Here is a 13,456-nt window from a genome sequence, read left to right on the forward strand (position 1 = left end):
TTACTATTCTATTATTTCTACTAGCACTTGTCAAGTAAAAACATGGTCACTAAAGAACTATGAGAGAAAAGATAAACTTAGCGACGCGATGAACGTCGGGTCGTTTGGTTTTGATTGCTCTCTTCCTCGAGCTTTTTCCTTTCCTCTTCCAGTTTATTCTGCTGTTCTTCCAGTCTTTTCTTCTCTTCCTCTTTTTGTTTCTTCTCAGCTTCCTTAGCCTCTTGTTTGGCTTTTTCCTCAGCCTCCAAAATTAACTTATCCGCCACTGTGTAACTATAAATTCCAGCTTCCATGTCAATTACACTCGGCTCTGACAATTGAGGCTTAATCTTACTATAATAAGGCAATTTCTTGCTCATTTCAGACAGGGGAACCAAGACTTCGTCCGAATCATTCATGGTCAATCGAATTAAATCTGGAGTCACATTGCTTGGGGCTAATTCCACCTTTTGGATAGCCGCCTTGAGTTCTGGACTAATTTGAGAAAGTTCTGAGGTAAAGGTCTTGATTTGTTCACTGTCATTAAAGAGAACGGATATATAAGTTTCTGGCAGACTCACCAAACTCACCGCACTGGTCTCAAGCTGACCACTGGAAAGAATAGGATAATGATTTTCTCCAGAAACATAGTAGGCGACTATATCGTATTCCTTGACCTTGATAGTAAACTTGGTTGGAAAATGATAGACAAGCTGAGCTGATTCAACCCAATAGTTAGACTTGATCTGCTCTTCATATTTTGCCTTATCTAGCAGAAGGCTAATCGTATAATCCGAATCCTGAATACCTGAAGCCTGTCGAATATCATCAGCTGTAGTTTGCACTGCTCCCTCAACTTGAATATCCTTCATGGTCGCATAAGGACTGAGCAAGTAAGCAGAGACAATCAATAAAATCAGACTGATAAACAAAATCGAGATAGCCCTCCAGATATGAACTCCTGGAATTTTTGGTTTAGCCTGTTTCTTCTTTGCAGGCTTTTTCTCAATTTTTTTATCCTGTTTCTTTGGTTCTTTGGACTTTGGCTCTTCTTTTGCTACTTCTTTTTTGGCGTCTTCTGACTCTTCTACTTTTTCTTCAGAGTATTCCTTAGCTGATTCTGGGTCTTTTGGATTAGAGTCACTCTCTTGCTCCTCAGTTGCATCTGACTTTTCAGATTTTGAAGCCATTCGAGCTTGTCTTTCCTTTTCCTTCTCCTCAGCTAGGGCCGCCTCTTCTTCAGCCTTCTTTTTTAGATATTCTTGGTTTCGTTTCTGCCATTCTGATAACTCTTTAAATTCTTCGAGGATTTCTTTGTCCTCATTTTTCTTATCTTTTGACATTTACTTTCCTTATGATAAATCTTTTTTCAACAATTGATAAAAATCTGCTAGAGATTTCAATTCCTTAGAAGCCTTCATGTTAGTCTGGTAGTCTTCCTTGTGACTTAGTAAGTGAGAAAGCTTCTCTTCCAAACTATCCAAGGTCAAATCGCTTTCTTGAAGCTCTTCTGCATAGCCTTTTTTTACAAAGTAAGCCGCATTTTCAATCTGGTCACCACGACTAGCTTCACGCCCAAGCGGTACAATGACATGTAATTTTGCCATGGCCAAGAGCTCAAAAATCGTATTGGCGCCACCTCGAGTTACAACAATATCAGCCAATTCCATCAAGGGTTGATAGAGATTGGTCACATAGTCAACACGAAAAAGATTTTGGCTCAACTCGTTCAGGCTAGAATCTCCAGTTAGATTGATAATATTGTAGCGTTCTGTCAGCTCTTTCTTATGGTCTGTCACCAATTGGTTAAAGACACGAGCGCCCGCAGAACCACCGACAAACAATATAGTTGGCAATTGGGGATTAAAGTGGGTTTGAATATCTACCAATTCATCGGGTTCTAGATTTTTTTGATCTGAAACCTTGGTCACTGCTCCCACATGCTCGACCTTAGTCAAACTTGAAGGTTGCTCAAAGGTTGAATACATCTTGGTCGCAAATTTATAAGCGATTTTATTGGCCAAGCCCATAGACAGGTCAGATTCGTGAATAAAGACAGGCACTCTAGAAACACGTGCTGCGATAACAGGCGGCACAGAGACAAAGCCTCCCTTTGAAAAAAGTGCTTGTGGACGAAGTCGCAACATGATAAAGAGCGATTGGACAATTCCCCAACCAACTTTAAAGACGTCCAGCATATTTTGCCAAGAGAAATAACGACGCAATTTTCCAGTCGCAATAGAGTGGAAGGTGATATCTAGACCTGACTTGAGGATTTCTTGGTGTTCGATACCACGCTTGTCTCCGATATAGTGGACTTCCCAGCCATCTTCGATAAACTTAGGCATCAACAAAAGGTTGAGGGTGACATGTCCAACCGTCCCCCCACCTGTAAAGACAATTTTTTTCATATTATTCCTTTAACTCCGCTACTGTGTCGATAAAGAGGTCGCCACGTACTTCAAAGTTAGCATACATATCCCAGCTGGCATTAGCAGGACTGAGAAGAACCACATCTCCTTGAGTCGCAAGCTCGTAAGCCTTGCGGGTCGCATCAGCAATATCAGTCGCATCCACATATGCCACACCAGCCTTCTCTGCTGCTCGTTTGACACGTTCTGCTGACTGACCCAGGATGACCATTTTCTTGAGTCCAGTAATATCTGGAACCAGTTCGTCAAACTCATTACCACGGTCTAAACCACCTGCAATCAAAATGACCTTGCTGTTGTCAAATCCTGACAAGGCTTTTTGAGTAGCCAAGATATTGGTTGACTTGCTATCATTATAGAATTTGACACCCTTGATTTCATCCACAAATTGGAGACGGTGTTTGACACCTCCAAAGGCTGAAAGAGTTTCTTTGATGGTTTGGTTATTCACACCACGAAGCTTGGCTACAGCGATCGTTGCAAGGGCATTTTCCACATTGTGGCTACCTGGAACTCCGATTTCATTCGCTGCCATGACAACTTCCCCACGGAAGTATAGCTGACCATCTTCCAGATAAGCTCCATCAACCTTTTCCTGCGTTGAGAATGGTACAACAGTAGCTTTTGTTTTACTAGCCAATTCTTTTGCCAAGTCTTGGTTAAAGTTCAAGACAAGGAAATCAGCCGCTGTCATCTTGTTCTGGATATTCCACTTGGCTGCTACATACTCTTCAAACGAGCCATGGTAGTCGATATGAGTTGGCATGAGGTTGGTAATAACTGCAATCTCTGGATGGAATTCTTGAACGCCCATCAATTGGAAAGAAGAAAGTTCCATGACAAGCGTGTGCTTGTCTGTCGCAGTTTGGGCCACTTGACTGGCAGGATAGCCAATATTTCCTGATAGGAGACCATGTTGGCCAGCAGCAGTCAAAACTTCCCCAATCATGGTCGTTGTGGTAGTTTTACCGTTCGAACCAGTAATCCCAACAATCGGTGCTTCTGAAATCAAGTAAGCCAATTCCACCTCAGTCAAGACAGGGATACCTTTGGCCAAAGCCTTTTCAATCATGGGATTGCTGTAGGGAATGCCTGGATTTTTCACCATAAGGGCAAACTCTTCATCCAAGAGTTCCAAAGGATGGCCACCTGTGATGACCTTGATCCCTTCTTCCAGCAAACTTTGCGCAGCTGGATTGTCCTCAAATGGTTTCCCGTCATTTACCGTCACAATAGCACCTAGCTTGTCCAACAAACGAGCTGCAGATTCACCAGACTTGGCCAAACCTAAAACAAGGACTTTCTTATTTTTAAATTGATCTATTACTTTCATGTCTCGAACTCCATTTCTACTCTTACTATTTTACCATTTTTATGGAAATAAAAAAGCCACAAAGTGTGTTTGTGACTCTTTCTTCTAACTGATACTCTTCGAAAATCTCTTCAAACCACGTCAGCTTCGCCTTGCCGTAGATATATGTAACTGACTTCGTCAGTCTTATCTACAACCTCAAAGCAGTGCTTTGAGCAACCTGCGGCTAGCTTCCTAGTTTGCTTTTTGATTTTCATTGAGTATGAATCTTACCTTATCATCTATGTGATAAATCGGTAACTCGAATAACTTGGTCCACTTGCTCCCAAATAAGAGGATTGTGGGTCGCAATAATAATGGTCCGATTCGGATTTTTTAAAGATTCTAGGATAGAAAGTAATTCCTCAGAGTTTTTTGGGTCTAAGGAAGCGGTTGGTTCATCTGCGAGGATCAAAGGTGGATCCTTTAAAATTATCTTCGCTAGTGCAACACGTTGTGCTTCTCCTCCTGATAATTCAAAGATAGGTTGCTTTAAATCTAAATAAGAGAGGTTAACACGGTTTAGAGCTTGTTTCATCAAAGAGATTTTCTCTTTTTCTTTCAACTTTTTACCAACTAAACCCAGATTGAGATTCTCTTTGACGGTTTGACTTTCAATTAAGCCAAAATCTTGAAATAAGTATCCTAAGTAATCTCTAAAGAAAACAGAAGGCTTGATGTCCTTAAGAGAAGTACCATCATAGATGATTTGCCCTTTGTCATATGGCTCTAATCGTCCAATCATATTCAAGAGTGTTGTCTTACCACAGCCACTTGTACCGATTAAGGCATAAATTTTCCCACCTTCAAAATGAAGATTCGTATCTGAAAATAGCTGACGGCTTCCAAATTTTTTAGATATATTCTTTAGTTCAATCATCCTATTTTCCTTTCATAATTGTCATAGAAACACGAGATTCTTTCTGCGCTTGACGGTAAAGCGTCAGAACTGCACTAACTAGAAAGACTAATAAAGTGAGTAAGCCAATTACCCAGTCTCTACTGCGTAAAATAAAGAGACTAGCACCAAATACAAAACTGGCAAATTGACTAACCATATACTGAGCATGCGTTTCAAAAAATCGTAAACCTGAAATTCGTTTAATCAAGATATCTCGACGGAATTGCTCGAAATATAGAAGATTGACAGAATAAAAGAGTAATAAGGAACTGGCTATCCCAACAATAGCTCCTAAGATTAAAGTTGCTGTTTCAGTTTGCACTTCATTATAACGAGTTAGATAAACACTTCTTCCTTCTTTAAGATAAGATACTTGCTCATAAATTCCAGCTTCCTTCAAGAGAGATAGACCACTCTCATATCCCTTGATAAAGAGTTGCTTTCCAGCATTGATAGACCAACTAGATTTGGAAATGATACTATCACCTGTAGATGTTGGAGTAAATACAACTAAAATCGGATCGGTTAAGTACTGAATAGATACTGGATTTTCACCGTTATTATAAACAAATCGTTTTTCTCCTGTTGGAAGATAGCTAACAATCGCTCTCATTTCATACTCTAAAGGAGCGTCTTTATCCTCGCTTGATTTTCCGTAATAGTTCAAACGTTCTTCAAAAACTTTCTTAAGTTCTGCTTCCTGTGAACGAAGAGATTCTGGTAATAAGAGTCCAAATTCACCTTTTTGAAGATGGGCTAGTTTCTGTCTAGTCTCACCATTTACAGCCACATTTTCCTTGTCTAAATAACTTGGACTGACATAGAGAATATTAGCATCTGGACTATAGGTATCCAGTGTCTCTCCCTGTTCATTTTTTCCTTGAGGATTTGCAAAATGAATGAGATTATCTTTTACAAATAGAGCCTGTTCTTTTTCAACTGCTTCTTTGGAAAATTCATACCACTTATTCAGATTTTCTGTATCTTTTCCTCTGTCACCTAAGCCAAAAGAAATTTGATAATAGTCTACTCTGTCATGCCATGCTTGTTTTGAAATTTCAAGTTCTTTCAATCGTTGGTAAGACGTCAAACCCGTCTTAACAGCGTAGCCTACTGTAAAAACAGCTACTAACTGACACAATAGGGTTAAAGCCATCAAGCGTTTAAGGGGTAATCTTCCCTTAATAACGGGAACCAATGCTTTGTAACTCAAACTCATTAGGTAAAGGAGCATTAGTAAAATTGAAATCCCCAATAAAAACAAAAGGTAAAAACTAATCCCAAAACCATAGGTAGCTAACAAGATAGGATAAAACAAACCTTGACTAAAAAGAACGACTCCCCCACCTAGGAAGGAAAGGAGGGCTGATAGAAGGAGCCACTTGATATCAGTCGATAAAGAATGCCCCATGATTGATAAGAGTGTCTGACCAGAAAAGAGTTTTATACCTGCTACTCTCATTTCCTTAATCCGAGTGATAATCACTAAAGCAAAGAAAGATAAGCCAAATATTGCTAAACTAATTAAAATAAGTGGATTTAGTAAAATTCGAAAAGCAAGAGAATAAGGAGGTGTCTTTCGGTCAGCAATTGCTTTATAACCCAAATCTCCTAATTTATCGGCTAGCTTTTCTTTCGTCAAGGAGCCTGATAAAAGGAGATAACTATTTAGCGGATCACTACGTTCACGACTTTCTTGGCTAGCTTCTTGGAATTCTTTTGGTAATGCTCCCTGACCATAAGTTGCATAAGTAAAGTGAGTCGTCCCATCCTTACTCGGCTCTACAATTCTTCTAGCTATTAAACTCTGTTCTGAGTTTACAAACTTCTCTAATTCCTTTTCAAATACCTCACGCGTCGGTTCCTGAGTATCTTTTTTGACACGAAGTAGAGAAACGGAATCATAGCTTGCATATAAATATTGTGGCGCACGTAAGACTATAATCCAAGCAAAGAAGAAGCTGAGAAAAAAAGTTGATAATAATATGAATAGTTTCTTCATAGTAGACTCCTTGTATAAGAGAATAATCCTATAGAAAAATATTTTATCTTTTATAAATTCTTAGAATTATTATCCTAGTTTAATCCATTACACCCTGAGCAACAAGACAACCAATTGAATTCTTTTTTGAAAACGGTTTCTTATAACTTAAGTATATCACTTTCTATATAATTTATCAACATATTTTAGCAAAATATTATTAGTAATAGAATTTTACAGTTACCTTAGAAATAGATGTCGGAAAAGAATTTTATTCAAGCTTTACCCATTCATACTTTATAAGCAAAAGAGATGATGTTATAGTAAAAGGCAATTGGAACTATTGTAAAATTTCTAGCAAAAAAAGAGAGCCGAAACTCTCTTTTTATCTTCTTTTACTTTTATGGACCGACATGAGGGTGATATCTCGCAAGCTAAAGTATGCTAGGAAGAGCATGGCGATTGCGATAAAGAATTCTGTCGGTAGCTGAAGGATTTGCAGGACAGATAACATAATCAAAATCAAAAGTGCTACAAAAGCAAGGACGACAAGGACGATATTAACTGTCCCTTTAATGCTTTCTGGTGTCGCAAATACATAGAGTAGCAATAAGAGGAGTCCTATGATTAAATAAACCATCTTTATCTCTTTCTAGCTCTTATTCAGCTGATTTTTTCTTCTTGTTAGCTTTCTCACGCTCTGCCTTGTTAAGGATTTGTTTACGCAAACGGATAGACTCAGGCGTTACTTCCATGTACTCGTCGTCGTTCAAGAACTCAAGAGACTCTTCAAGTGTCAAGATACGAGGGGTCTTGATAACAGCTGTTTGGTCCTTAGTAGCTGAACGAACGTTAGTCATTTGTTTCGCCTTAGTGATATTAACTGTCAAGTCATTTTCACGAGAGTTTTCACCGATAATCATTCCTTCGTAAACCTCAGTACCTGGGTTGACAAAGATCGTACCACGTTCTTCGATAGACATGATTGAGTAAGTTGTAGCCTTACCAGCATCGATAGAAACAAGGGCACCACGGTGACGTCCACCAATTTCACCTGGAATCAATGGCAAGTATTGATCGAAAGTATGGTTCATGATACCGTAACCACGAGTCATTGACAAGAACTCAGTTGAGTATCCGATCAAACCACGCGCTGGCACAAGGAAGACCAAACGAGTTTGACCATTACCAGTTGAAATCATATCCAACATTTCACCTTTACGTTCAGAAAGGCTTTGGATAACAGAACCTTGGTATTCTTCTGGAGTGTCGATTTGAACACGTTCAAATGGCTCACATTTCACACCGTCAATTTCTTTTACGATAACTTCTGGACGAGATACTTGAAGTTCATAACCCTCACGACGCATTGTTTCGATAAGGATTGACAAGTGCAATTCTCCACGTCCTGAAACAGTCCATTTATCTGGTGAATCAGTTGGGTCAACACGAAGGGAAACGTCTGTTTGCAATTCTGCCTGCAAGCGTTCTTCTACCTTACGAGAAGTTACCCATTTACCTTCTTTACCAGCAAATGGTGAGTTGTTGACCAAGAAAGTCATTTGAAGAGTTGGCTCATCGATGTGTAGGATTGGAAGAGCTTCAACTGCGTCTGTCGGAGTAATGGTTTCACCGACAAAGATGTCTTCCATACCAGAAACGGCAATCAAGTCACCTGCTTTGGCTTCTTGAATTTCACGACGTTCCAAACCAAAGAAACCAAAGAGTTTTGTAACACGGAAGTTCTTCGTTGTGCCGTCAAGTTTCGAAAGGGTAACTTGGTCCCCAACCTTCACAGTACCACGGAAGACACGACCGATACCGATACGTCCAACGAAGTCATTGTAGTCCAAAAGTGATACTTGGAACTGCAAAGGCTCAGCTGAGTTATCTACTGGAGCTGGGATATGGTCGATAATCGTATCAAAGATTGGTGCCATAGTCGCTTCTTGGTCAGCTGGATCATCTGACAATGAAGAAGTTCCGTTGATCGCTGAAGCATACACTACTGGGAAATCAAGTTGGTCGTCATCTGCACCAAGCTCGATGAAAAGTTCCAAGACTTCGTCCACTACTTCTGCTGGACGAGCTGATGGCTTATCGATTTTGTTAACCACAACGATAGGCACAAGGTCTTGTTCCAAAGCTTTTTTCAATACGAAACGAGTTTGTGGCATTGTTCCTTCGTAGGCATCTACGACCAAGACAACACCGTCAACCATTTTCATGATACGCTCAACTTCTCCACCAAAGTCCGCGTGTCCCGGTGTATCCATGATGTTGATACGAGTTCCGTTGTAGGCAACAGCTGTATTTTTAGCAAGGATGGTAATTCCACGTTCTTTTTCGATATCGTTTGAGTCCATAGCACGCTCAGCTAATTCAGTACGTGCATCAAGCGTTTCTGATTGTTTCAATAATTCGTCAACGAGGGTTGTTTTACCGTGGTCAACGTGGGCGATAATCGCAATGTTACGGATATCTTCTCTTAATTTTGTCATGATTTCCTCTATAATATTCAAAATTTATTTTCTAACTGAACGATTATACCATAATTTCAGGTAAATAACATAACTCAAGCAAGTGTAAATGTTTTCACTCTGCTTTTCTTTTCACGTCAAGCCTTTTCAAAGCAAGCGACTTATGATAAGATAGGCACAGTATGCGTTTAGATAATTTATTAGCCCAAGAAAAAATCAGCCGAAAGGCCATGAAGCAAGCTCTTCTCAAAGGGGACATTCTCGTCGATGGTCGCCCAGCCCGCTCCCTAGCCCAAAATATCGATACAGGACTACAGGAACTCCTTTTTCAGGACCAAATCATTCAAGGCTATGAGCACACCTACCTTATGCTTCATAAACCTGCCGGTGTCGTGACAGCCAACAAAGACAAGAAACTTCCAACCGTCATGGATCTCCTTCCGCCTGGCATCCAGTCTGACAAGCTCTATGCCGTCGGCCGACTGGACCGAGATACGACAGGACTCCTCCTCTTGACCGATAATGGCCCCTTAGGCTTTCAGCTCCTCCATCCCCAATATCATGTCGATAAAACTTATCAAGTTGAGGTCAATGGACTTCTGACACCTGACCATATCCAAGCCTTTCAAAAGGGAATTGTCTTTTTAGATGGTACTGTCTGTAAACCTGCAAGACTAGAGATTCTATCTGCAAGTCCTTCCCTTAGTCAAGCCTCTATCACCATTTCAGAAGGAAAATTTCATCAAGTCAAGAAAATGTTCCTCTCGGTTGGTGTTAAGGTGACCTCCCTTAAACGTACTCATTTTGGGCCTTGGAGCTTGGATGACAATCTTCAAGAAGGAGACTATCGCCCCCTAAACTCCCAAGAATTAGCAAACATTCGTGAATTTCTCAGAAAAAGTGGTTAAAAAATGAGCTCGGAAACATCCAAGCTCGTTTTCTTATTTCTCAACTTTGACTTTCCCTTTCCAAGAATCCAAACCATAAGAAAGGATATAAATCTCAGAAAAACCTTGTTTTTTCAAGTAAAGGGCTACATTGGTCACTCTTTGTCCGCGTTGGTTTTCGTAGAGAAGGACAGGTTTATCCTTACGAAGGGCTGCAAGGCTTGACTTCAACTGATTTGAAGGAATATTGCGAGCTCCGAGTATATGTTTTCTGTGGAATTCTGCTGGTTCACGGACATCAATCAATTGACCCGTACGAATCAAGGCTTCAAACTCCTCATTATCTACAATTTTAGCCGCACGGCGAATACGAAGATAGTTAAAGCCCATCCACGCCAACATTGCTAATATAAGTGCCAACAAAATCCAAGTAACCATTAGTTCTTTTCTCCATTTTTCTCAATATAATCCAATTCTATCTTGTGCTCTCTGCGAAGAACTGCTTCTGCCTCTAGATAGTCTAATTTGTCCATCAACCCTGCATCGTAAATCCGAGTGAGTTCCAACTTCATCAGTTCAATATCATATAAGCGTTTTCCCATGTAAACAATAATACCAAATCGTTTGAGGAATTGCTGCACATCATAGAATGTTTTCATAAGACTCATTCTAGCAAATTTTTGTGTTTTTTTCAAGAAGGGACTCACACAATGCTCCTGATTTTCCTATCATCTTTGGCGATTCTGACGCAAGTATGGTACAATAAAAATATGAGAATTCAACAATTACACTATATTATCAAAATCGTCGAAACTGGCTCCATGAATGAAGCCGCCAAGCAACTCTTTATCACTCAGCCAAGTCTTTCCAATGCTGTGAGAGATTTAGAAAATGAAATGGGTATTGAGATTTTTATCCGCAATCCCAAGGGGATCACCTTGACCCGTGATGGGATGGAGTTTCTCTCTTATGCCCGTCAGGTTGTCGAGCAAACCCAGCTTCTGGAGGAACGTTATAAAAATCCTGTCGCCCACCGCGAACTCTTTAGCGTTTCCTCCCAGCACTATGCCTTTGTGGTCAATGCCTTTGTATCATTACTTAAAAAGAGTGATATGGAAAAATACGAGCTCTTCCTTCGTGAAACTCGTACTTGGGAGATTATCGACGACGTCAAAAATTTCCGTAGTGAGGTCGGTGTCCTCTTTTTAAACAGTTATAACCGAGATGTTTTGACTAAGATGCTAGATGACAACCACCTGCTTGCCCACCATCTCTTTACCGCCCAACCCCATATCTTTGTCAGCAAGACCAATCCTCTAGCAAAAAAAGACAAGGTCAAACTATCTGATTTGGAAAACTTCCCTTATCTCAGCTATGACCAAGGAACTCACAACTCCTTCTACTTTTCAGAGGAGATTCTTTCTCAAGAGCATCACAAGAAATCTATCGTAGTCAGTGACCGTGCCACCCTCTTTAATCTCTTGATTGGTTTGGACGGTTATACCATTGCAACAGGAATTTTAAACAGCAACCTCAACGGAGACAATATCGTTTCTATCCCACTGGACATTGACGACTCCATTGAGCTGGTCTATATCCAGCATGAGAAAACCAGTCTATCTAAGATGGGCGAACGCTTTATCGACTATCTACTAGAAGAAGTCCAGTTTGATAGTTGAGAAATAATAAGAACCAATATGTAGGCTAGCAACAACCTGCATATTGGTTCTTTTTACTTATAATTAAAAGTTTCTCCTGCCAACTTATCAGCTAACTTAGGGAAGAGGGTATAAAATCTGTGAGCTACATTGAGCAAAAAAGGAAGATTGAGTTCGCGTTTGTTTTTTCCTATAATTTTGACAATCTTTTTAGCCACTGTATCTGGTTCTAGTAGGAAACGGTCAACCGATTTGAGATAAGTTCCATCTGGATCGGCCTGGTCGAAAAATCCTGTACGGATTGGACCTGGATTGACTGTTGTCACATAGACTCCATAGGGCATGAGTTCGAGGCGAAGAGCATTTGAAAAACCAATCGCTGCAAACTTAGTCGCTGAGTAGAGACTAGACTTGCCAGTAGCGATTAAACCTGCCATGCTAACAATATTGATGATATGGCCTTTTCGGCTTTCTTTCATTCGAGCCGCAAGGCGACGAGATAGGTTCATCAGGGCAAAGGTATTGACCTCGAACATCTGATGAATATCTTGGTCAGAAATCTGGTCAAATTCCTCAAAAATTCCGTAACCAGCGTTGTTTATCAAGACATCAATCTTGCCATAGCGAAGATAGAGGTCTGCTACCAGAGTTTCTAGGGCTGAGTCATCGGTAATATCGATTTCAATCAATTCTGCATGGGGATGGTTTCCGTAGAGTTGGACTAATTTTTCCTTATTTCTACCAAGCAAGATGAGTTGGTCATTTGGCAGAAGTTTGACCATTTCTTGGGCTAGGCCACCACTAGCTCCGGTAATGAGAATAGTAGACATACTTATCCTTTCTCAAGCTTTTAGATTTCCACTTCTTCTAGATCTTTGACTACATGGACATTTTCAAAAATGCTAGCAGCATCTTTTTTGAGCTTGCTGATATCTTTTGAGAGGAAACGGGCACTGATATGGTTAAGCAAGAGGCGTTTGGCTCCTGCTTCTACTGCCACCTGCGCTGCCTGTATGTTAGTAGAGTGACCATGATTGCGAGCAATTTTTTCATCACCCTTGCCATAAGTCGATTCATGGACAAGGACATCGGCATTGACAGCCAGACGCACACTAGCACTGGTTTTGCGGGTATCACCAAGAATAGTGATAATCTTACCTGGACGTGAGGCTGAGATATAGTCTGCTGCCTTGATTTCAGTACCGTCTTCCAAAACAACATCCTGACCGTTTTTAATTTTACCAAAAAGCGGGCCAAATGGGACGCCAGCAGCCTTGAGTTTTTCAGCATCCAGAGTGCCTTCTAGGTCCTTTTGCATGACACGGTAGCCCACACAGAAAATAGTGTGATCCAGCTCTTCTGCATATACCGTGAATTTATCGGTTTCAAGGATTTTGCCTAGAGAATCTTGGTCAAACTCATGAAAATGAATACGGTAAGGCAGGCGCGAACCTGACACACGAAGGCTGGTTAAGACAAATGACTTGATCCCTTGGGGTCCATAAATTTCCAAATCTGTCTGCTCCTCATTGGCTTGAAAGGCACGACTCGAAAGAAAACCTGGCAAGCCAAAAATATGGTCTCCGTGCAAGTGGGTGATAAAGATTTTGCTGACCTTACGTGGTCGAATCGTGGTTTCCAGAATGCGATTTTGCGTTCCTTCTCCACAGTCAAAGAGCCAGACTTCGTTAATTTCGTCCAAGAGTTTTAGGGCAAGACTTGAAACGTTGCGGGCTTTAGAGGGCTGACCTGCCCCCGTTCCTAAAAATTGAATATCCATTCGATAC

13 protein-coding genes are annotated in these 13,456 nt (G+C 40.6%); 2 read left to right on the forward strand and 11 right to left on the reverse strand.

Going from position 1 to position 13,456, the window contains the following annotated elements; translation table 11 throughout:
• Nucleotides 1–77 precede the first annotated feature (77 nt).
• From UKS_RS06980 to typA, 7 genes are all read right to left on the reverse strand, one after another.
• On the reverse strand, nucleotides 78–1,322 hold the full coding sequence (locus tag UKS_RS06980) for a cell division protein FtsQ/DivIB (RefSeq protein ID WP_156012317.1): 1,245 nt from the start codon (nucleotides 1,320–1,322) through the stop codon (nucleotides 78–80).
• A 9-nt stretch (nucleotides 1,323–1,331) separates the two neighbouring features.
• Complete coding sequence (locus tag UKS_RS06985; RefSeq protein ID WP_156012318.1) at nucleotides 1,332–2,390, reverse strand: UDP-N-acetylglucosamine--N-acetylmuramyl-(pentapeptide) pyrophosphoryl-undecaprenol N-acetylglucosamine transferase; 1,059 nt, start codon at nucleotides 2,388–2,390, stop codon at nucleotides 1,332–1,334.
• Between the two features lies 1 nt (nucleotide 2,391).
• The gene (gene murD, locus UKS_RS06990; protein ID WP_156012319.1) at nucleotides 2,392–3,744 is read right to left on the reverse strand and encodes a UDP-N-acetylmuramoyl-L-alanine--D-glutamate ligase; all 1,353 of its coding nucleotides are present in this window, start codon (nucleotides 3,742–3,744) and stop codon (nucleotides 2,392–2,394) included.
• A gap of 256 nt (nucleotides 3,745–4,000) precedes the next feature.
• Complete coding sequence (locus UKS_RS06995) at nucleotides 4,001–4,642, reverse strand: ABC transporter ATP-binding protein (protein ID WP_000571283.1); 642 nt, start codon at nucleotides 4,640–4,642, stop codon at nucleotides 4,001–4,003.
• A gap of 1 nt (nucleotide 4,643) precedes the next feature.
• Nucleotides 4,644–6,665 carry a bacteriocin-associated integral membrane family protein gene (locus UKS_RS07000; protein ID WP_156012320.1) on the reverse strand — a complete coding sequence of 674 codons (2,022 nt, stop codon included), beginning with the start codon at nucleotides 6,663–6,665 and terminating at the stop codon, nucleotides 4,644–4,646.
• 364 nt (nucleotides 6,666–7,029) lie between these two features.
• On the reverse strand, nucleotides 7,030–7,284 hold the full coding sequence (locus tag UKS_RS07005) for a DUF3165 family protein (protein ID WP_117306344.1): 255 nt from the start codon (nucleotides 7,282–7,284) through the stop codon (nucleotides 7,030–7,032).
• Between the two features lie 19 nt (nucleotides 7,285–7,303).
• Nucleotides 7,304–9,145: a translational GTPase TypA gene (typA, locus tag UKS_RS07010; protein WP_050234201.1), complete on the reverse strand. Its 1,842-nt coding sequence runs from the start codon at nucleotides 9,143–9,145 to the stop codon at nucleotides 7,304–7,306.
• Between the two features lie 161 nt (nucleotides 9,146–9,306).
• On the opposite strand from typA, the gene UKS_RS07015 reads away from it, so the two are divergent.
• Nucleotides 9,307–10,032 (forward strand): 16S rRNA pseudouridine(516) synthase, encoded by a 726-nt coding sequence (locus UKS_RS07015; protein WP_156012321.1) that lies wholly within the window; start codon nucleotides 9,307–9,309, stop codon nucleotides 10,030–10,032.
• 33 nt (nucleotides 10,033–10,065) lie between these two features.
• On the opposite strand, the gene UKS_RS07020 is transcribed toward UKS_RS07015, so the two are convergent.
• Both UKS_RS07020 and UKS_RS07025 read right to left on the reverse strand, forming a co-directional pair.
• Nucleotides 10,066–10,449, reverse strand: coding sequence for a rhodanese-like domain-containing protein (locus UKS_RS07020; protein WP_156012322.1), 384 nt, complete (start codon nucleotides 10,447–10,449; stop codon nucleotides 10,066–10,068).
• Nucleotides 10,449–10,718, reverse strand: a complete 270-nt coding sequence (locus UKS_RS07025; protein ID WP_173020471.1) for a YqgQ family protein — start codon at nucleotides 10,716–10,718, stop codon at nucleotides 10,449–10,451. Before UKS_RS07025 ends, UKS_RS07020 begins: the two co-directional genes overlap by 1 nt.
• Before the next feature lie 63 nt (nucleotides 10,719–10,781).
• Between UKS_RS07025 and UKS_RS07030 the strand changes: the two genes are divergently transcribed.
• Nucleotides 10,782–11,690 (forward strand): LysR family transcriptional regulator, encoded by a 909-nt coding sequence (locus UKS_RS07030; RefSeq protein ID WP_001222593.1) that lies wholly within the window; start codon nucleotides 10,782–10,784, stop codon nucleotides 11,688–11,690.
• Nucleotides 11,691–11,743: 53 nt separating this feature from the next.
• Here UKS_RS07030 and UKS_RS07035 read toward each other — a convergent pair whose 3' ends face one another.
• On the reverse strand, nucleotides 11,744–12,499 hold the full coding sequence (locus UKS_RS07035; RefSeq protein ID WP_156012324.1) for an SDR family NAD(P)-dependent oxidoreductase: 756 nt from the start codon (nucleotides 12,497–12,499) through the stop codon (nucleotides 11,744–11,746).
• 20 nt (nucleotides 12,500–12,519) lie between these two features.
• Nucleotides 12,520–13,449, reverse strand: coding sequence for a ribonuclease Z (rnz, locus tag UKS_RS07040; protein WP_156012325.1), 930 nt, complete (start codon nucleotides 13,447–13,449; stop codon nucleotides 12,520–12,522).
• Between the last annotated feature and the right edge of the window lie 7 nt (nucleotides 13,450–13,456).

Origin of the sequence: Streptococcus sp. 116-D4 (assembly GCF_009731465.1) — a bacterium.
Lineage (GTDB): Bacteria > Bacillota > Bacilli > Lactobacillales > Streptococcaceae > Streptococcus > Streptococcus pseudopneumoniae_E.